Source organism: Streptomyces sp. NBC_00466 (assembly GCF_041433995.1).
Taxonomy (GTDB): domain Bacteria; phylum Actinomycetota; class Actinomycetes; order Streptomycetales; family Streptomycetaceae; genus Streptomyces.
In genome coordinates this window covers 6,823,650-6,843,785 of record NZ_CP107896.1, presented here as the reverse complement: position 1 = coordinate 6,843,785, position 20,136 = coordinate 6,823,650, and the positions used below count along the sequence as shown (strand labels likewise).

The window sequence follows — 20,136 nt, the reverse complement described above, 5'->3', positions numbered from 1 at the left end:
TCGATCACCCACCGAGAGGTCCGAGGTCGGAGCTCAAGGTGAGCGGAGGTCGCTCAGGCGCCGGTGCCGGAGGGCTCGAACTCGCACCAGACGGCCTTGCCGTCCCCGCGCGGTTCCACGCCCCAGCGGGCCGACACCGCGTCGATCAGCATCATGCCGCGCCCCGAGGTCGCCGCTTCCCCGGGGGTGCGGCGGCGCGGCCAGGCGCTGGAGCGGTCCTGGACCCAGAGCCGGATCCGCCGCACCGGCTCGGGCAGCACCTCCAGCGTCAGAACAGCGCCGCCCTCCGTGTGCAGCAGCACGTTCACCAGGAGCTCCCCCGCGGCGAGTTCCACATCGTCGACGAGTTCTTCGAGCCCCCATGCCTCTAGCGCGCCGCGCAGGACGGCACGTGCCTCGGCGAGCCCTTCCGGGTCGGCCTGGTGGATGTACTGGTGGACCCGGGGTGCGTGCGGGGTCCCCGGGTCGGGCACCCGGCGCAGTACCAGCAGGGCGACGTCGTCACTGGTGCCCCAGCGCTCCCAGAGCCGGGTGGCCACGTCGTCGGCGAGCGCCTCCGCCTCGTCGGGACCCTGGCGTACCGCGTCGGCGAGCGCGTCCATCCCGACACCGATGTCGGTGCCGGGCTCCTCGACCAGGCCGTCGGTGCAGAGCAGGAGGGTCTCGCCGGGCACCAGGTCGAGGCGGGTCTCGGGGTACTCCTCCTGCCCGAACTCCGTGCCCAGGCCGAGCGGGAGACCGCCGCGCACGTTCGGCCAGCCGACCCGCCCGTCGGTGTGGCGGATCAGCGGTCCGAGATGCCCCGCGCGGACCGCCCTGACCGCACCCGACGCCAGATCGACCTGGGCGTAGGTGCAGGTGGCGAAGCGGTCGGTGTCCAGCTCGGCGAGGAAGCGGGAGGCGCGCGCCAGCACGCTGCCCGGGGTGTGCCCCTCCCCCGCGTACGCGCGCAGGGCGATACGGAGCTGGCCCATGATGGCCGACGCGTGTGTGTCATGGCCCTGTACGTCACCGACCACGACGCCCACCCTGCCGCGTGGCAGGGCGACGACGTCGTACCAGTCGCCGCCGACCTCCCTGCCGCTCCACGCCGAGTGGTAGCGCACGGCGATCTCGGCGGACGGGAACTCGGGGATGCGCCGGGGCAGCATGGCGGACTGGAGCCCGGTGGCGAACTCCCTCTCCTGGTCGAAGAGGACGGCGCGCTGCAGGGACTGGGCGACGATGGCCGCGAGGCCCAGGCAGAGGTTGCGGTCCTCCGACGAGAAGCGGCTGCGGCCCCGGTAGAAGAGCGCCAGACAGCCGATGGACCGGGCCTGCGCGATCAGCGGCAGGAAGGCCGCCGCGTCGAACCCCATCCGCTCGGCGTACGGGCGCAGCCGGGGGAACTCGTCCGAGAGATCGGTCAGCGAGGTGACGAACCGCGGCTGCTGGGACAGGACCGCGGCGGCGAGCGGCAGTGAGCCGTCGAGCCGGTGGCGCCCCAGGTCGTCCAGGACGTGCATCGAGTCCCCGGAGAGCGCGACGAGTTCCAGTGCCCCGCCCGCGACGAGGCCGAGGACGAGGCCGTCGGCCCCGAAGCGTTCGAGCCCGTTCTCGCCGGTCAGGACTGCCGTCACATCGTCGACAGTGACAGCGCGGGAGAGCGCGTCGGTGGTGCCCTGGACCATGGTGGTCAGCCGTCGGCGGCCCGCTTCGACGGGGCTGACGGTGACGAATTCGGTCAGTTCGGTCGTCGCGTTGCGCACGATTCCGATGACGCGGTACGGGGTTCCCTGCTCGTCCCGCAGGATCCGGCCGCGGGTGTGGGTCCACTGCCGGACTCCGTTGCGGCGCCGCAGCTGGAAGTACACCCCGTACGAGGAACGGCCGGTCCGGATGGCCTGTGTCCGCGCCGCGTCGAGCCGGTTGCCCTCCTCGGGCGGAATGCGGCTGCCCAGGGACTCGGGGCGGCCGTCGAACTCGTCGGGGCGCAGGTCGAACACGGCGAGACCGGGCTCGTCGAACTCCAGCGTCCCGCTGCGCAGGTCCCAGTCGAAACTGCCCATACGGTTGAGGGCCAGTCGCTCGCCCGGCCCGATCAGGGGAAGATCTCGTCCTGCCATACGGTCGCTCCGGAGGAGGGCTGAGGTGGCCAAAGCTTAACTTTTCGCGGCTGTCCCCGCATCAGGGCTGCGGTCCTGGGCCGTGCGGCCGGGCCCCCGGAACGGGGCGGCCCAGGCACCCGGGGGCGTGGCCCGGCCGCGCTACCGGCGTTCCAGGGCTCCCCTGACGAAGGCGGCCTGGCCGACGTGCTGCAGGTCGTCGCCGATGACGCTGATCAGCCGGACACCGAGCGTGACCGGCGGCGACCACGCCTCGTCGACCACCCGGTCGAGTGCGGCGTCGTCGAGTCCCCGGACGAAGCCCACGGTCTGCTCGTGGACCGCGTCGTAGTACCCGGTCAGCAGGGCGGCGTCGGCCCGCACCTGGGCGACCTGCCGGGCGCTCTGGCCGTAACCGGTCGCCGTGTCGGCGAAGGGCAGCCCGAACCGGCCGGCCCAGTCCTGCGCCAGCCACACCTGCTCAAGACCAGCCGCGTCGGCCACGTGGTTGTCCTGCACCCGGGCCAGATGCCAGACCAGCCAGGCGATCGAGTTCGCCCCGCTGTCCAGCTGTACGCCGAGATCCCCGGCCGGGAGGCCGTCGACGGCCTCGTGCACGGACTCCTGGATACGGTCGAACGCGTCTGCCAGAACATCTGCGGTGTTCATCCGCTGCTCCTCGGCCGTACGAGTGGGACCGCGCCGGTCGGCCGGGCCCGGAACGGTGTTGCCTGTCTGCCTGCCTGCCATCACCTTCGCCGGTCACCGGCCCCGGCAGAGTGTTCGACACGCGCCGCGGCGCACAACCCGCACGGGCCCCTTCACCCGCCGTTCACCGAACGGGCTGTCCGCGTCATGTCCCGTACTGCTCGGGCGACTTATGATCGCGTCGCCCCGCGTGGCGGCAGCACCACGGGCCGGCGCACGGGCGCTGTCCACCCGCCCCCGCCGGAAGGCCCGTTCCATGCTTTTCAGACCACCGCACTCCCGCCGGACCCGCGCATCGGCCGCAGCCGTGGGAGTCGCCACCGCCCTGGCGGCCGCTCTGCTCGCGCCGTCGGCCGAGGCCGCGCCGATGGTGCAGCGGCCGACCGCCTACGTCGACCCGCTGATCGGCTCGGCCAACGGCGGCAACACCTACCCCGGGGCCACCGCCCCGTACGGAATGATCGGCTGGTCCCCGACCAGCACCAAGGGCGACCAGACCAACACGGCCGCCGCCAACGGCTACGACTACAACACGACACGGATGCGGGGGCTGAGCCTCACCCATGTCAACGGCGCCGGATGTGCGCCGGGTGCCGCGGGCGACGTACCGGTCATGCCGTTCGTCGGTGACGTCACGTCCTCTCCGTCGGCCGACGCCAAGGACGCGGTCTACGCCTCCGGCTTCGAGCACGAGAACGAGAGCGCCACTCCGGGCCGCTACCGGGTGGGCCTGGACTCCGGCGCGTCGGCGGACCTCGCCGTCAGCCCGCGGGCCGGCGTGGCCGACTTCGCCTTCCCGGCCGGGAAGCCCGCCAGTCTGCTCTTCCGCGTCTCCAACTCGCTCAACGGCAGCGAGGACGCCCATGTCGACATCGACACCGCCCACCGCAAGGTGACCGGCTGGGTCCTCACGGGCGCCTTCTGCGGCCGCCGCGCCAACGGCGGCACCAACAACCGCAAGAGCTACTACAAGCTGTACTTCAGCGCCTCCTTCGACCGGGCCTTCTCCACATACGGGACCTGGCGGGACGGAACGCTCTCGCCGGGGTCCGTCTCCGGTTCGGGCGGCGAGGGCTACGCGACGGGAGCGGACCGCGCGGGCCGCGGTTCGGGCGGCTGGGTCGGCTTCGACACCTCGTCCGACAACGATGTCAGGATGCGCCTCGGCATCTCGTACGTCAGCCTCGGGGGCGCCGAGACCAACCTGCGCAAGGAGATAGCGCCCCGTGCGAGCGTCGCGGACGTCGCGCGGAGCACCAGCCGCGCCTGGGACCGCGAGCTGCGCGCGGTACGGACCGGTGGCGGCAGTACCGCGCAGCGCACCACCTTCTACACGGCGCTCTACCACTCGCTGATGCAGCCGAACCTGATCAGCGACACCGACGGCCGCTACCCCGGCATGGACGGCGCCCCGCACCGGATCGAACGGGGCCAGCGGGCGCAGTACAGCAACTTCTCCGGCTGGGACCAGTACCGCGCGCAGATACAGTTGCTCGCCGTCCTCAAACCCGAGGTGGCCGGTGACTTCGCCCAGTCGCTCTACAACTTCTCCCGCCAGAACGACGGTGTGTGGGACCGCTGGGTGCACATCAGCGGGGCCACCCATGTGATGACTGGCGACCCGACCGCGGCGACCCTGGCGACCTTCTACGCAATGGGCGTACGGAACTTCGACTACCGGGGCGCCTTCGACTCCCTGGTGCGCCAGGCCACCGTTCCACGGCCCGACGGCCTGTCGGACGCCGGGTGCCCGGGGCAGTGCACGGGCCAGCGCCCCAACCTCGCCCAGTATCTGGTCTCGCACTACGCGCCCCAGGACGTCTGCCACTGCTGGGGCGGCGCCGCCGAGACGCTGGAGGACGCGGTCGCGGACTCGGCACTGGCGAAATGGGCGAAGCTGCTCGGCCGGACGGACGAGGCCGCCGAGTTCACCGCACGCGGCGGGTGGTGGCGCAACGTCTTCAACCCGCTGGCCACCGCGGACGCCGGCTACATCCAGGCGCGCGACGCGGACGGTTCATGGGTGACGCCGTTCAGTGCGGGCAGCGACCTCGGGTTCGCCCAGGGCACCAGTGCGACCTACAGCTGGATGGTGCCGCAGGACGTCCAGGGGCTGGCCGCCGCGATGGGCGGACGGCCGGCCGCGGCCGAGCGGCTCGACGGGTTCTTCCACACGGCGGACGGTGCCTGGTCGGTCAAGGGCGGCGACGCCCTGCGCTACGACCCGACCAACGAGCCCGGCATCCACGCCCCATGGCTCTACAACGCGCTCGGGCAGCCCTGGAAGACGCAGGCCACCGTCCGGCAGATCCTCGACACCGTGTACGGCACGGGTCCGGCAGGACTTCCGGGCAACGACGACCTGGGCACCATGTCCGCGTGGTACGTGTTCTCCGCGCTCGGCCTGTATCCGCAGACACCGGGCAGCGCGTCGATGCTGGTGGGCGCCCCGCTGTTCCCGGAGGCGGTCGTCAGCCGCGCAGGCAGGGGCGACATCACCCTCAGCGCGCCCGCGGCGGACGCGTCGCATCCGTACATCAGCGGACTCTCCGTCAACGGCCTTGGCAGTGACCGCTCCTGGACGGACGCGGCACTCGTCACCTCGGGCGGGAGCCTGGTCTACCGGCTGTCGGACCGCCCCGACACCACCTGGGCGACCGCGCCCGGCAGCCTTCCGCACTGACCGCGCAGGACGGCGGCAGGGCCAGGGAGGCGGGGAAGCCGTCAGTGCGTCCCGTACGGGTCCTCGCTCAGGGCTTCCCGCTGCCGTCGTCCGCCGCGCTGTCGGCTACCTGCTGGAGCGTTCTTCCGGTACGGACCGAGCGCGCCCGGCGGGGATCCGTGGCGCCGTGGCTCTCCCGGGCCGCCGTCCGGGTCCCGCCGGCCCTGCCCCGCGCCGTGCCGGTCTTCTCTCTCGCCTTGATGAGCAGCCAGGCCTCGGGGTCGGTGCTGTCGCCGCCTCCGTGGAAACGCGTCAGCGCGTACTCACCCTGCAGTTGGGTCCCGTCCAGCCAGAACGTCGCATGCCCGCGCTCGATGGACTCCCCGAACGGGATGCTGTGGCCGCGGCGGTCGTGGCTGAGCGGGCGGTAGGTGCCCTCGTCCCAGACGATGACCGTGCCGCCGCCGTACTCGCCCTGCGGAATGACCCCCTCGAACTCCCGGTACTCCAGCGGGTGGTCCTCGGTGGGGACGGCGAGCCGCTTGTCCTTCGGCTCGGCGGACGGCCCCTTCGGCACGGCCCAGGACTTGAGTACGCCGTCCACTTCGAGCCTGAAGTCGAAGTGCATCCGGCGCGCGTCGTGGATCTGTACCACGAAGCAGGGTGCGTCACCCTGCCCCGCCGTCCCGCCGCGGGGCTCCGACGTCGTACCGAAGTCCCGCTTGCCCCGGTACTTTTCCAGAGGTTCGTCGCCGCTCATGTCCGGTGCCTTCCTCGCGTTCATACGGCGGCGGCTCTCGGCGGCGCGGCCGGTCCGCCGGCGGCCGGGGCCCGTTGGGAGAGCGGGCGCGCGATGTCCTCCAGTGACCTGCCCTCCGCGTTCACCGCGAACAGCACGGCCACCACCCCGGCGGCGACCATCAGGGCGGCACCGATACAGAACGCGATGACGGCGTCCGAGACCACACCGCTCGATGTGAGACCGGAGAAGATGAGCGGCCCGGAAATTCCGCCCGCCGCCGTACCGAGCGCGTAGAACAGGGCGATCGCCATGGCCCGGGTCTCCATCGGGAAGATCTCGCTCACCGTCAGGTAGGCCGAACTGGCCCCGGCCGACGCGAAGAACAGCACCACGCACCAGCACACCGTCATGGTCGCCGCGTTGAGCCACCCCTGGTCGAAGAACCAGGCGGTCAGGAAGAGCAGCAGCCCCGAGAGGATGTACGTACCCGAGATCATCTTCCGGCGCCCGACGGTGTCGAAGAGCCTGCCCAGCAGCAGCGGGCCGAGGAAGTTCCCGAACGCGATGACCGCGAAGAAGTACCCCGTCGTACCGCTGGAGACACCGAAGAACTTCACCAGGATGGAGCTGAACCCGAAGGTGATGGCGTTGTACAGGAACGCCTGGCCGATGAAGAGCGAGAAGCCGAGCGTCGCGCGCTCGGGGTACGCGCGGAAGAGCGTACGGCCGGTCTCGACGAAACTGACGCTTCCGCGCTGCTCGATGGTGATGGCCGGGCCCGCTTCCGGCAGCGGCGCGCCCGTCTCCTCCTCGATCTTCTTCTCGACACCGTCGACGATCGCGTTCGCGCCGTCGGACTGTCCGTGGATGAACATCCAGCGCGGGCTCTCGGGTACGTGCCTGCGCACCAGCAGGATCACCAGGCCGAGGACGACGCCGAGCGCGAACGTGAGGCGCCAGCCGATGTTCTCGGGGAAGATGCCGGTGTCGAGGGCCGGCACCGAGAGGAGGGCGCCGCCCATGGCGCCGAGCCAGTAGCTGCCGTTGATGATCAGGTCCACCCGGCCGCGGTACCTGCTGGGAATCAGTTCGTCGATGGCCGAGTTGATGGCCGCGTACTCGCCGCCGATGCCGAAGCCGGTGAGGAACCGGAAGAGGAAGAACCACCAGGCCGAGAAGGAGAGCGCGGTCATCGCGGTCGCCGCCAGATAGACGGCGAGAGTGATGAGGAAGAGCTTCTTGCGGCCGAAGCGGTCGGTGAGCCGGCCGAAGACCAGCGCACCCGAGCAGGCACCCGCCACGTAGAGGGCGGCTCCGAGCCCGGTCACCTGGGAGTCGCTGATGGACAGTCCGCTGCCGCTCTCCGAGAGCCGGCCGGCGATGTTGCCCACCACCGTGACTTCGAGACCGTCGAGGATCCAGACCGTCCCGAGCCCGGTCACGATCATCCAGTGCCAGCGCGACCAGGGCAGCCGGTCGAGCCGCGCGGGCACCTCGGTGGTGATGGTGCCGATGGCGGGGCCTCCGGCGCTGCTCATCAGATTCCTCCTGCGTACGGCGGCTCCGGGGCAGCGGAGATTCACCCGCTTCCCAGCAGATCATCCACACAAACAGGAGGGCGCGCCTGCGGAACACACCCGTGCGGTCCATCGCGCACCGGCGTACGCCCCGGTGCGACGGCCGCGTCAGGGGCGAACACACCGTGAAGATCCGGAAACGACAGTGCCCGCCCCCGGCACAGGCCGGAGGCGGGCACACCGCCGGATCAGGCGGGGACGATGTTCTCCGCCTGCGGGCCCTTCTGGCCCTGCGTGATGTCGAAGTTCACCTTCTGGCCCTCCTGCAGCTCGCGGAAGCCCTGAGCGTTGATGTTGGAGTAGTGGGCGAAGACGTCCGGGCCCCCACCATCCTGCTCAATGAAGCCGAAACCCTTTTCCGCGTTGAACCACTTAACGGTGCCACTGGCCATGATTGCCCTCCAAGGGGACTCGAAGTCGGCTCCCGCACTTCGCGGGAGCCGGAGGTGATCGCCCTGGTCCTCGGAGACGCCGAACAGCAGACCCGCCCGTGCATGTACGCACGGGCGAGAGGTACTTCGGAACCACGACAGCTGGGTGAGACGCTACACGGCCGAACGCGCGGCGACCCCGTCGGCTCATCCGTTGAGCCCCTCCTGGCACACATCCGGCCGTTTCATTGCGTTCGATATGACGATCAATGTCCCACTCGCCCCCGCCTCCGAGCACTCGAAAGTGCGATTGAAGATCAGGACAGAAGAAATTCAGGCTCCGTCGCGTCGCGCTTCACCAACGTGCCCGGAGGAGCTTCATTTGCCGCCATGGCCCTGATCACCGGCTCCGGCCACGCACCGCCGCGGCCCACTCCGAGAGCGCGGTATCCACAGCTTCGGGGAGCTCGCCCACCGCTGGCGGCTGCGGGATCCCGGCTCCGGAAATAAAATGCAGGTATCGGTCACCGGACCCACGGACCGTGACCGTCGGAGAGGAGAGGCCCGACGGGCCAGTACACGGCCTGACCCGCGACCACGGGCCCCGGTCGCGGCCCGGGAACAAACGCACCGCGGAGCCGCTCATGAACCGGCGTCGTCCTCCTCGTTCCGCAAGCGCCGACGAGCTCCTCACCACGCTCCACCAGCTCACTGCCCGGGCCCGGCGGGAAGTGGAGCTCCATCAGGCGCGGGTGGAACTGGCCGAGGCCCTGCAGCGCGAAATGCTCCCGTCCGGCCTGCCCGGTCTGCCCGGTCTGCGTACCACGGCCCGCTACACCCCGGCCCGCAGCGGGCTGGACATCGGGGGCGACTGGTACGACGGGTTTCCGCTCCCGGACGGTTCGCTCGGGTTCGCCATCGGCGACGTACAGGGACACGATGTCGAGGCGGCCGCCTTCATGGGCCAGATCCGGATCGGGATGCGGGCCATCGCCAGGACCGCGGCGGACCCCGGCGAGATCATCGGCCGGACCAACGACCTGCTGCTCTCGGTGAACTCCACCCTCTTCGCGACCTGCACCTTCCTCCGCTTCGACCCCGTCACCTGGGAGATCGACAGCGCCCGCGCCGGACATGTCCCGGCGGTCTGGGCCACGGCGGACGGACGGGCCGGCGTCATCGATGACGAAGGGGGCCTGCCGCTGGGGGTCCAGGAGAGCGAGCACTACCCGGTCACCCGGCGGCGGCTGACGGAGGCGGGCGCGTTCGTACTGATCACCGACGGGGTGATCGAAGGACCGTCCTTCCCCATCGAGAAGGGGCTGGAGGCCGTGATGCACCGGGCGGTCGCCCATGCGGGTGCCGATGCCGACGTACTGGCCGACGAGATCATCAAGGCAGCGGTGCTCACGGGGCACCAGGACGACGCCGCCGTACTCGTGCTGTGCCACGACAGCGCACCCGGCAGAACCGCGTGACAGCTGGAGCACGCGTGTCTTGCCCGGCCGAGGCTCGGGACACGGTGTCTGATGGGCGCCGTGATCCGCAGTGAGACAGCCAGAGGCGCGACGGCGACCGCCCTGCGGATTCTCGCCGTCGCTGTCGCGTACTACGTGTCCGGCCGGATCGGACTGCTGCGGCAGGTGACCGTCCACGGCGCGGTGGTCACACCTCTGTGGCCGCCGACGGGAGTCGCGCTGGGCTGCCTGCTGTACTGGGGCCTCCGCATCTGGCCGGGCATCGCGGTCGGGGCCCTGCTCGCCGTCGCGTCGACGGGCGGCTCCTCGTTCGGCGCCGGCGACTTCGGCATCATCGCGGGCAACACGCTCGCCCCCGTGTGCGCCCTGCTGATGCTCCGCCGGGCGGACTTCCGGATGGATCTGTCCCGGCTGCGGGACGGCGCCGCCCTGATCTTCCTCGGGGCGCTCGGCGCCATGCTCATCAGCGCGACAACGGGCAGCGTTGTGCTGCTCCTTGAGGACAAACTCCCCAAGAGCGGTTTCTGGCCGGTCTGGTTCGCGTGGTGGGCCGGGGACGCGATGGGTGTGCTGATGGTGACCCCGCTGCTGCTGGTCCTGCGCCGGGCCCGGCTGCCCTGGCGAACGGACCGGTGGGTGGAGGGCGGTGCGTTGGTGGTGGCCGCCGCCGTGGTAGTCCCGGTGGCGACCGAGACCCAGTACGCCCTGCTCTTCCTGGTCTTTCCGCTGCTGATCTGGGCAGCACTCCGTTTCGAGCTGGCCGGCAGCGCGCCCTGCGCGCTCCTGGTGGCCGTGCTGGCGGTCGTGGCGGCCACCGGGCGCGCGGGGCCCTTCATGGGTCTCACCCTGTTCGAGGCGATGGTCGGTCTCACGGCGCTCAACGGATCAGTGGCGCTGACCGCGCTGCTGCTCGCCGCGATCGTCACCGAGCACAAGAACGTCCGCCGCCGGATCGAGCGGGCCTGCGAGGAGCTGGCCGACGTGGTCGACCAGCTCGCGCCCGCGGAGCAGCGGCGCGGATGGCCGTCGACGGCCACCCGCCGGCGCGACAGCGGCTGAGGAGGCGGGTTCCCGCCCGCCGGAGCGCCGCCCCGGGCGCGCCGCTCACCGGCCGCGGTCCGCGACCCACTTCTCGGTGGAGCCGTCGTTCGGGGATCGGGGGGCGCCGTCGTTCGGGCAGTCAACCGTTCGGGCAGTCAGTCGTTCGGGCAGTCAGTCGTTCGGGCAGTCAGGGGCGCTGTCGGGCGCACCGGAGCCGACCGGGCTCCCGGCGCCGGTGGGCCGGCCGCCCGGTCCCGCCTTGTAGTGCCGGCCACGCAGCAGCGAGGCGAGCGCGGCGACCAGTGCCATCACGGTGGCGACGCCGAAGACGGTGACGAGTCCGTGGTGGAACGGGCCCGAGACCAGTCCGGGGAAGAACTCCTTGCCGGTCAGCGTCATGACGTTGTGTGTGGGCAGCGTGTCCAGCACCCCGCTGGGTCCGAGGAGCTGGCTGATCGGGTTCTTGCCGAGGAAGGTGGCGAACAGCGTGCTCACCGGCGGCAGTCCGGCCACCTGCTGTGCCGTCCCCGCGGGCACGCCCTGCCCCTGCAGACCGCTGCTCAGCGTGTGCGGCAGCGTCACCGCCAGGCCGGAGATCATCAGGGAGAACGAAAGGCCGATCGACAGGGCGGTGCCCGAGTTCTGGAAGGTGGAGCGCATCCCCGACGCGACCCCGCGCTGCTCCGGCGGCACACTGCCCATGATCGCCGAGGTGTTCGGGGCGGAGAACATCCCCTGGCCGAGGCCACTGAGCAGCAGCAGAGCGGCGAATGCGGGGTACGAGAAGTTCACCGGCAGGAGCAGCAGACCGACGAATCCACCGGCCACGAGAAGGAGTCCGGTGGTGGAGAACAGCCGGGCGCCGTAGCGGTCGGAGAGGATGCCGGAGACCGGTCCCGCGATGAGGAATCCGACGGTCAGCGGCAGCATGAAGATGCCCGCCCAGAGCGGGGTGCTTTCGAAGTCGTATCCGCGCAGCGGCAGCCAGATGCCCTGCAGCCAGATGATCAGCATGAACTGGAGTCCGCCACGGGCGATGGCGGTGAGCAGCGCCGCGAGGTTCCCGGCGGCGAAGGCACGCACCCGGAACAGGCCGAGCCGGAACATCGGTTCGGCGACCCGGGTCTCGATGAGGCAGAAGGCCACAAGCAGCAGCACTCCAGCGCCGAGCCCGCCCAGCACCATGGGGTTGGTCCAGCCGGTCGGATGGCCACCGTACGGCTGGATTCCGTACGTGATGGCGGCGAGCAGCAGGCCGGCGCCGCCCGTGAAGGTGAGATTGCCCGCCCAGTCGATACGGCCCGCTGTGCGGGCGCTGGTCTCACGCAGACTGCGGTACGACCAGATCGTGCCGAACACCCCGATGGGCACGCTGACCCAGAACACCGCGCGCCAGTCGATGGTGGCCAGCAGGCCGCCCGCCAGCAGACCGAGGAACTGCCCGGCCAGGGCGGTGATCTGGTTGACGCCCAGGGCCATGCCGCGCTGCCGGGCGGGGAACGCGTCGGTGAGGATGGCCGCCGAGTTCGCCGTCAGCATCGAGCCGCCGACCGCCTGCACGACACGGAATCCGATCAGCCACAGCGCGCCCGGACCGCCCTTCAGCGGATCGAGCGAGAGGGCGAGCGAGGCGCACGCGAAGATCGCGAAGCCCATGTTGTACATCCGGACCCGGCCGAACATGTCGCCGAGCCTGCCGAGTGCGACCACCAGCACCGCGGAGACCAGCAGATAGCCGAGGATCATCCAGAGCAGATAGCCGATGTTCCCGGGGGCGAGCGGATCGAGCCCGATGCCCCGGAAGATGGCGGGCAGGGAGATGATCACGATCGAGGCGTCCATGGCCGCGATCAGTACGCCGAGCGTGGTGTTGGAGAGAGCGATCCATTTGTACCGCTCCCCGGCCTCGGCGCTCCCGGTCCGGCTCGGGCCGCGGCTCGGGCTCGGGCTCCCGCTCCGGGTCGCGGGCATTACAGCCGCTCCGCGAGCCTGTCGAGCAGCGGCACGACCGCGAGAAGCCGCTGCCGCTCAGCGGGCGTGAACTCCCCGTCGATGGCCTCGGTGAGCCGCTGGACGGACTCCGACCTGCGGTCGATCAGTACCTTGCGGCCGGCGTCGGTCACCGCTATCACCGCGCGCCGGCCGTCGCGGGTGTCCGGTTCGCGGCTCACCAGTCCGCGCTCCTCCAGTGCGCCCAGCGTCGATGCCATCGCCTGCGGGCGCACCCGCTCCAGCTCGGCGAGCGATCCCGGGGAATCCGCTCCGTCCCGGCTCAGCCGGGAGAGCACGGACACCTCGGAGAGCGTCACGTCGCCGACCCGGTGCGCCTGCCTGAGCCGGCGGGCGATCCGGGCCACCGCAAGCCGTATGGACGTCGCCGCCGCTGCGGCGTCCGCCGGTTCCGCGCTGTCCCCCAAGGTCCCGGTCACGCCATCACCCCCCGCTGTCGTTCCGGCGAAGCGCCGGTCCAAGCAATGCCGGTCCAAGTCATGCCCGTCCAAGTCATGCCGGTCCGGGTAATAACAATAGGCTTATCAACCAGCCGTAACCACTGGGCGGTTCACGTCCTCACACCGCGGGGACAGCCGTTCGGCGCAATGCGACGATGAACGGCAATCACCCCTCCCACCTGGCCTTTTGCGACCCGGAATCGGCACAGGACACCAGGCATCGCAGGCCCTGGTGCCGACTTCCGTCCTAGCCTTCGAAGCACCAAGGCCCCAAGGCCACACGGCGGACGCGGGCAAGGTACGTACGTCCGCGTGATGACTGCCGCCGCGTTCCGGTCCGGGTTCACCATGAAGGAAGCTGCCATGGACGACGGCCTGCCCACGCCCGGCCCGGCCACCGGAACACGTCGGCCGGTGGGCGGTCCCGTACGGCTGCCGCGCGCGCAACGGCTGCCGGACGCAGCGCCGCCGCAGTGGCACCGCGGACTGACCGTGGTCGCGGTGGTCAGCCTTTTCATCGGCACCCGCACCCTCTGGACCCAGGCCACCATGTCGCACCCGGTCGTCGCGGCGATCGTGACGGTCTGTTACGCGGGGATCCTGACGTGCGGTGTCCTGGCCCTCTCCGTACGCGGCCGCCGCACCCTGGCGAAGGTGGACCTGGCCGTGCTGGGTCTCGCGATCGCCCTGGTGCTCTGCCACTACTGGCTGGATCACGCCGGTTCGGACGAGGGTGTGCTGACCGCTCAGGCCGCGAACGCGATCCTGCACGGCCAGCCGGTCTACGGCCAGCCGTGGCCGTGGCTCTTCGGCACGCCGAAGGTCGGGGTCACCAAGACCATGTCGGGCGGCGTCGACTACACCTACGCCTATCCGCCGCTGACCGCGCTGATCGCCGCCCCGATCCACGCCGTGGTGCACTCGACGGCCGCGGCGACCCTGGTGACCGTCACAGCGCTGCTCGTCGGCACCGTGACCCTCTGGGCGCTGCTCCCCGCGCCGTGGCGTCCGGCGGTCACCGCTGTCTGCCTGGGCTTCGGCCTGCTGCCCGGCTACGCGCGCTCGGGCTATCCGGCCGTCCTGGCCCTGGCCTTCCTGGTCCCGGTCGTCGTCCGCTGGCCCGACACCGGCGCGGGGGGACGTCTGGGACGGTACGGAGTGTTCCGGGCCGTCTGCCTCGGCGCGGCCTGCGCCAGCCAGCAACTGGCCTGGTTCGTCGTGCCGTTCCTGCTGATCGGCATCCACGCCGTGCGCCGCGGCGAGCTGGGCGGGCGGGCCGCACTCGGCGTGGTCGCCCGGTACGCCGGTACGGCCGCCCTCACCTGGGCCGCGCTGAACGCCTACTTCGCCGCCGACGACTTCCACGGCTGGCTGGAGGGCTCGCTGCTGCCCATCACCCAGGGCGCGATCCTGCACGGCCAGGGCGCCATGGGCTTCTCCTACTACTTCACCGACGGCAGCAGCCACCTGGACTTCTACTCGTACGCGAGTCTGCTGCTGCTCCTGGGCCTGCTCGGCGCCACGCTGCTCTTCGTACGGAGGCTGGGCCCCGCTCTCACGGTGCTGCCCTGGCTGCCCTTCTACCTCGCCACGCGTTCGCAGGACGGCTACTTCCTGCTGATGACGCCGCTGTGGCTGGCGGCGGCCGCCACCGTCCCGGCCTCCGCGCTGGCGACCGCCTGGCAGCCGCTGATCCCGCGCGTGCGCTCGCACCGGGCCAAGGCCGTGGTGGCCACCGTTCTGGTCGTACCGTCACTGCTCTGCCTGACAGTGGCTGCCGCGAGCCCGCCGCCGCTGCGGATGAGCGTGACGCCGCGGCTGGCCGACCGGCCGCACCGGGGCATCACATCGGTGCTGGTGCACGCGGTGAACACGACGGACCACGCGCTCTCCCCGCACTTCGCCAGCCGTACCGGTCAGGGGGCGTCCGGCTGGTGGACCATCCGCTCGGGTCCGCACACCATCGCCCCGCACGCCTCCGCCTCGTACGTCGTCAGCCCGCCGGGCGGATTCCGCAGCCTGCCCCGCAACGGCGCCCGGTTCTATCTGATCGCGGTGAGCGACAAACCGATGACCATCACCACCGCCACACTGCCCACGGCCCCCGCCGGCGCCGCCCCGCCACCGGGCCGCCCACCGGAGCCGCCCGCGTACGCCGCCCCCGGGCGCACCGGCGGGTGCGGCACGGACCGGGCAGGGCGGATCCGTCGCTGCCCGGCGGGCGGTGGGGGCGAGCCCCTGTGAGCGGAGCGCGGGGCCGGAAGGCCCGGCCGGACGACCGCCAGGAACGGGACAGCACCTACAGTTCGCTGGTCTCGGTCCCGGAGCTCAGCGAGGAGCAGTCGACGCTGCTGCGGCTGGTCGGGCACGAGTGGGGGCGAGTGTCCGCGGCGCCCGCGGCCTGGCGCCATGCCCTGCCCGTCGATCCCGATGTGGGCAGCTTCCCGGAACCCGCCCAGATCGTGCCGGCCCGCTTCGGACGGTTCGTGCCGGTGGCTTCGCTCGTCGGCGGGCCGGCCGGTTCGGGCGCCCGCGAGGTCGAGGTCGGCTGGGAGGAGGCGGGCGGTGCGGGCAGGGCACGCGCCCGGATCCGGCGCGCGGTGCTGGGGGCGCCACTGCGGAGTTCGGCGGTCGCGCGCGAGCGGATGCGCAAGCTGGTGGCTCTGCCGGTGCTGTCGGCGGACGCGCTGTCGTCGGTGGCGTACGGCCCGGAGGCGCTGCTCGCAGTGCTGGTGCTGGCCGGCGCGCCGGGGCTCCGGTACTCGGTGCCGGTGGCGCTGGCGATCGTCTTCCTGATGCTGGCCGTCGGGGTCTCGTACCGCCAGACGATCCGCGCGTACCCCCAGGGCGGCGGTTCGTACATCGTCGCGACGGACAATCTCGGCCGGCTGCCCGGGCTGGTGGCCGCGGCCGGTCTGATGACCGACTACATCCTCACCGTCGCCGTCTCCATCTCGTCCGGTACGGCCGCTGTGACCTCCGCGATTCCGGGGCTCGCGAACGATGCCGTACCGATCGGTGTCCTGGTCATCGCGGTGCTGCTCGCCGGGAATCTGCGCGGTGTCCGGCAGGCGGGCGCGCTCTTCGCCGCGCCGACGTACGCCTTTGTCATCGCCATCGCCGCGCTGGTCGCCTTCGGTCTCTACCACGCGGCGGGCCGGGACTTCGCCGTGGTGCCCACGCCGCCGCAGCACGCGGTCGAGGGGGTCGGCGTGCTGCTCGTGATGCGGGCGTTCGCATCGGGTTCGACGGCCATGACCGGTATCGAGGCGATCTCCAACGCCGTACCGGCCTTCCAGCCGGTCGCCTGGCGCAACGCGCGCACCACGCTCTCCTGGATGATCGGGCTGCTGGTCGCCCTCTTCGCGGGGACGGTCGCCATGGTCCATCTGGAGGGCGTCGTACCGGAGTCCGGCGAGACCGTGCTCTCGCAGCTGGCCCACCGCAGTTTCGGGTCCGGCGGTATGTACGTCTTCACTCAGGCGGCGACCGCGCTGGTACTCCTCCTCGCCGCGAACACCGCGTACAACGACTTCCCCCGGGTGCTCTTCCTGCTGGCCCGCGACCATCACGCACCCCGGGTCTTCCTGCGGCTCGGCGACCGGCTGGCCTTCAGCAACGGGGTCATCCTGCTCTCGGTCGCCGCCGCGGTGGTCTATGTGGCCTTCGACGGCAGGACGGACTCGCTGATTCCGCTGTACGCCGTCGGGGTCTTCCTCGCCTTCACGCTCTCCCAGAGCGGCATGGTGGTGCACTGGTGGCGCGCGCGCAGCCGGCACTGGCGCAAGAGCCTGTGCTTCAACGCCACCGGGGCACTGCTCTCCGCGGTCGTCTTCATCACGGCCGGAATCACCAAGTTCACCGAGGGCGCCTGGCTGGCACTGGTGACCGTGGCGCTGTTCCTGCTGGTGACCACGCGGATCCGGCGCCACTACGACAGGGTGGGCGAGGCGCTGCGGCTGCACCCGCAGACGATCGAGGTCCCCAGCCGCACGATCACACCGCGCTCCGGCAGTTCGCTGCCCGCCGTGCGGCCCGCGCGCCCGCCGGATGCGGCAGGCGCGGCGGGCGCGGCGGAGCCATCGTCCGAGGCCACCCAGGAGGACCGGGAGTCCGAGGACTCGCCCGAGTCGATCAGCCATCTCTCCGTCGTCCTGATCGACGCCCTGCACCAGGCGAGCATGCGCGCGCTCGCCTATGCTGCGTCCCTGCAGCAGCCGGTTCTCGCGCTGCACGTCAGCGCTGGTGACGAGGACGCCGAGCGGTTCCGCGAGGCCTGGCTCCTGTGGGGCGACCACCTTCCGCTGCGGATCGTCATCTCGCCGTACCGCGCGACCGTCGCTCCGCTCGTCGGCTACATCGAGTCACTGCACCACCAGCGCCCGGACCTGACCATCACGGTGATCCTGCCGGAGATCGTCGTACGCCACTGGCGGCACCGTCTGCTGCACAGCCCGCTCGGCGGGCGGCTGCGGCGCGCGCTGCGGCCCCTGCCGAAGATCGTGGTGACGACGGTGCCCTTCCACATCTGAATCCGAGTCCATGTCCGAGCCCGTGTCCGAGCCTGTATCTGTGGGTGCCCGAGCCCGGATCCCTGTCCAGGTCCGTGTCCGGATCCGTGCCGCTGCCGTTGCCGTCGTGCGGGGAATACAGTGGAGTCGGGATATTGATTTATCCGGTTTGTCTGCCTGTTGAAGCCGTTCCCGGCTCCCGGGACCGCGACCCAGGGAGGTTGTGCCGCCTATGAACTCCGAACGCGCCGAACGGCTGGTGACCGCGCTGCGCGCCCGCGGGGTGATGGCGCATGTCGCCGAGGTGGGTGTCTACCAGTTCGGGGTCCGCGTCGTCATCGACTGGAACATCGAGGCGCTCTGGGACACGGACGGGGCGGCGGGGCTCGACGCGCAGGTACTCAGCGACGGGATGCTGGTGGGGTTCGTCCCCCACATCGGGGGCTCGGAGGAGTTCACCGAACAGCAGCTCGTCGAGGCCATCGCGACGACGAGCTACTCGACGGAGGGCCTCCGCCCGCCGACCGGCACCGAGACCGGCACGGGTGCGGGTGCGGGCCCCGGCGCGGCTACGGGCACAGGCACGAGCAGCACGAGCACAGGCGGGGTGAGCGAGCAGGATCTCCCCTCGGACGCCCCGGGTGCTCCCGCTCCCCCACCCCCGCCGGCCGACCGGCCGCCCACCCCGCCGGGCCACCGCAGGCCGAAGGGCCGCTGGTGGCGCCGCTGACCGGAAGGCGGCGGAGCAGCTACAGGCCGGGCGCACCCCAGACCGGGAACCACCGGGCCAGGTCGGGCTCGACGCGCAGGTCATCCCCCAGGACCGCCTTGACCTGGAGTTCCAGTGCGCTGTCCCGCTTCTCCGCACCGTCGGGCATCGGCGCGAAGGGGAAGAACGTGCCCCGCTTGTACAGGTAGACCAGCGCGAGCGGCCGCTGCTCGGCGTCCTTGAACGCGACCAGCGAGCAGAGCAGCTGCGGGCCGAACCCGCCGTCCTCCAGCAGTGAGTTGACCGCGTGCAGGTCGTTGACGAGCGCCGCCGTGTCGTCGGGCGGCTGCTGGGCCAGCAGCCAGGTGTAGCCGTACGAGTCCTGGCTGAACCGGACCGGGGCGCCGCCGCGCCCCGTGTCCGCGTCGAGCAGTTCCTCGACGTCCTGCTTGATCCGGGCGAAGCCGCCACCCTCGACACCCGCGAAGCAGACGGACCCCATCCCGGTGGGGGTGAACCCAGCACCCGCCTGGAGGGTGAGGGCGGCGGACGGCACGGCGAACAGCTGGTCCAGATCGGGGCGGACCGGCTTGCTCCGGCCGAGGATGCTGTCGAGAAATCCCACGAGACGTACTCCTACGGGGTCAGCACGGGCGGACGACGGGCGGACGCCGTTCGTCGGTCACACAAGGATGCGCCGGGCCCGCACGACGAACCGCGGGCCGCGGTGTCACGGGCGGGCGAGTTCGGTCGAGATACGCGCGAGCTGGTCAAGCCGCTGTTCGAGCGTCGGGTGGGAGGAGAACAGCCGGCTCAGGCTGTCCTTCGAGGAGAACGCGGGCATGAAGTAGAAGGCGTTGTACGGCTCCGCCTTCCGCAGGTCCTCGGTCGGGATCCGCGCCATCTGGCCCTCCACCTTGGTGAGCGCCGATGCGAGGGCCGACGGGCGGCCGGTGAGCAGGGCGGCGGCCCGGTCTGCGGAGAGCTCCCGGTAGCGGGAGAGCAGCCGGGTCAGCAGGAAGCTGAGCACGTACACCACGGCGCTGGCCAGCGGTACGAGCACGATCGCGAGGCCGAGCGGTCCCGCGTTCCTGGCGCTCCTCGCGAATCCGCTCCACAGGGCGACCCGGGTGATGAGTCCGGACAGCACGCCGAGGAAGGAGGCGATCGTCATCACCGCGGCGTCGCGGTGGGCGACGTGCGACATCTCGTGCGCGAGCACGCCCTCCAGTTCCTCGGGCTCCAGCCGGCGCATCAGACCGGTCGTGGCACAGACCAGCGCGGTGCGCTCGCTGCGGCCGGTGGCGAAGGCGTTCGGGATGTCGCTCCGGGCGACGGCCACCCGCGGTTTGGCCATGTCGGCCAGCGCGCAGATCCGGTCGATCGCGCCGTGCAGTTCAGGGGCCTCTTCCGGGGTGACCTCGTGCGCCCCCATGGAGAGAGCGATGATCTTGTCGCTGAACCAGAACTGAGCAATGAAGAGCACACCCGCGACCACCGCGATGACCAGCCAGGCACCGTGCAGCAGAACGAGCAGCACGCCGACCAGGACGACGTACAGCAGCCCGATCAGGAACATGGTGGTCACCATGCGCGTGGTGAGACCGCGGTCGAGAGTGAAGCGGCTTCGGGTCATCTTTGTCTCCTGTAGAGGTTCTCCCCCCTACGTCAATTGTCCTCCTTCCACGTAAAGGCAGGGTATGCGGCGAGTTCAGGGAATCCCGGTTCTGCCGGACGCCGGCCCGGGCGCAGAACTGGACTCCGGCCCCGGCATCAGCGCCGGACGAACGGCGGGGCGCGCCG

The 20,136-nt window shown here is 71.2% G+C and carries 15 protein-coding genes; 6 read left to right on the top strand and 9 right to left on the bottom strand.

Features of this window, described 5'->3' with window-relative positions; genetic code table 11:
- Positions 1 to 53 precede the first annotated feature (53 nt).
- Together OG210_RS30725 and OG210_RS30720 are read right to left on the bottom strand one after the other, a co-directional pair.
- Entirely contained in the window at positions 54 to 2,105 is a 2,052-nt protein-coding gene (locus OG210_RS30725; protein ID WP_328323634.1) for a SpoIIE family protein phosphatase, read from the bottom strand.
- A 141-nt stretch (positions 2,106 to 2,246) separates the two neighbouring features.
- Entirely contained in the window at positions 2,247 to 2,753 is a 507-nt protein-coding gene (locus OG210_RS30720; RefSeq protein WP_328323636.1) for a DinB family protein, read from the bottom strand.
- A gap of 295 nt (positions 2,754 to 3,048) precedes the next feature.
- Between OG210_RS30720 and OG210_RS30715 the strand changes: the two genes are divergently transcribed.
- Positions 3,049 to 5,475 carry a GH92 family glycosyl hydrolase gene (locus OG210_RS30715; protein ID WP_328323638.1) on the top strand — a complete coding sequence of 809 codons (2,427 nt, stop codon included), beginning with the start codon at positions 3,049 to 3,051 and terminating at the stop codon, positions 5,473 to 5,475.
- A 67-nt stretch (positions 5,476 to 5,542) separates the two neighbouring features.
- Here OG210_RS30715 and OG210_RS30710 read toward each other — a convergent pair whose 3' ends face one another.
- From OG210_RS30710 to OG210_RS30700, 3 genes are all read right to left on the bottom strand, one after another.
- Positions 5,543 to 6,214, bottom strand: a complete 672-nt coding sequence (locus OG210_RS30710) for a DNA polymerase ligase N-terminal domain-containing protein (protein WP_328323640.1) — start codon at positions 6,212 to 6,214, stop codon at positions 5,543 to 5,545.
- A gap of 20 nt (positions 6,215 to 6,234) precedes the next feature.
- The gene (locus OG210_RS30705) at positions 6,235 to 7,734 is read right to left on the bottom strand and encodes an MFS transporter (protein WP_328323642.1); all 1,500 of its coding nucleotides are present in this window, start codon (positions 7,732 to 7,734) and stop codon (positions 6,235 to 6,237) included.
- 227 nt (positions 7,735 to 7,961) lie between these two features.
- Entirely contained in the window at positions 7,962 to 8,165 is a 204-nt protein-coding gene (locus tag OG210_RS30700) for a cold-shock protein (protein WP_164262258.1), read from the bottom strand.
- A gap of 623 nt (positions 8,166 to 8,788) precedes the next feature.
- Here OG210_RS30700 and OG210_RS30695 point away from each other — a divergent pair.
- Both OG210_RS30695 and OG210_RS30690 read left to right on the top strand, forming a co-directional pair.
- On the top strand, positions 8,789 to 9,622 hold the full coding sequence (locus OG210_RS30695; protein WP_328323644.1) for a PP2C family protein-serine/threonine phosphatase: 834 nt from the start codon (positions 8,789 to 8,791) through the stop codon (positions 9,620 to 9,622).
- A gap of 51 nt (positions 9,623 to 9,673) precedes the next feature.
- Positions 9,674 to 10,681, top strand: coding sequence for an MASE1 domain-containing protein (locus OG210_RS30690; protein WP_328323646.1), 1,008 nt, complete (start codon positions 9,674 to 9,676; stop codon positions 10,679 to 10,681).
- A 153-nt stretch (positions 10,682 to 10,834) separates the two neighbouring features.
- On the opposite strand, the gene OG210_RS30685 is transcribed toward OG210_RS30690, so the two are convergent.
- Positions 10,835 to 12,505: an MFS transporter gene (locus OG210_RS30685; protein ID WP_371540550.1), complete on the bottom strand. Its 1,671-nt coding sequence runs from the start codon at positions 12,503 to 12,505 to the stop codon at positions 10,835 to 10,837.
- A gap of 128 nt (positions 12,506 to 12,633) precedes the next feature.
- Positions 12,634 to 13,092 (bottom strand): MarR family transcriptional regulator, encoded by a 459-nt coding sequence (locus OG210_RS30680; protein ID WP_328323650.1) that lies wholly within the window; start codon positions 13,090 to 13,092, stop codon positions 12,634 to 12,636.
- Positions 13,093 to 13,428: 336 nt separating this feature from the next.
- Between OG210_RS30680 and OG210_RS30675 the strand changes: the two genes are divergently transcribed.
- The 3 genes from OG210_RS30675 to OG210_RS30665 all read left to right on the top strand — a co-directional run bounded on the left by OG210_RS30675 (position 13,429) and on the right by OG210_RS30665 (position 18,354).
- On the top strand, positions 13,429 to 15,357 hold the full coding sequence (locus tag OG210_RS30675) for a hypothetical protein (RefSeq protein ID WP_328323652.1): 1,929 nt from the start codon (positions 13,429 to 13,431) through the stop codon (positions 15,355 to 15,357).
- A 401-nt stretch (positions 15,358 to 15,758) separates the two neighbouring features.
- Positions 15,759 to 17,645 carry an APC family permease gene (locus tag OG210_RS30670; protein ID WP_328335299.1) on the top strand — a complete coding sequence of 629 codons (1,887 nt, stop codon included), beginning with the start codon at positions 15,759 to 15,761 and terminating at the stop codon, positions 17,643 to 17,645.
- Between the two features lie 211 nt (positions 17,646 to 17,856).
- Positions 17,857 to 18,354, top strand: coding sequence for a hypothetical protein (locus tag OG210_RS30665; protein ID WP_328323654.1), 498 nt, complete (start codon positions 17,857 to 17,859; stop codon positions 18,352 to 18,354).
- Between the two features lie 19 nt (positions 18,355 to 18,373).
- Here OG210_RS30665 and OG210_RS30660 read toward each other — a convergent pair whose 3' ends face one another.
- Both OG210_RS30660 and htpX read right to left on the bottom strand, forming a co-directional pair.
- Entirely contained in the window at positions 18,374 to 18,958 is a 585-nt protein-coding gene (locus tag OG210_RS30660; RefSeq protein WP_328323656.1) for a hypothetical protein, read from the bottom strand.
- Between the two features lie 105 nt (positions 18,959 to 19,063).
- The gene (htpX, locus tag OG210_RS30655; protein WP_371539778.1) at positions 19,064 to 19,969 is read right to left on the bottom strand and encodes a zinc metalloprotease HtpX; all 906 of its coding nucleotides are present in this window, start codon (positions 19,967 to 19,969) and stop codon (positions 19,064 to 19,066) included.
- Positions 19,970 to 20,136: the final 167 nt, after the last annotated feature.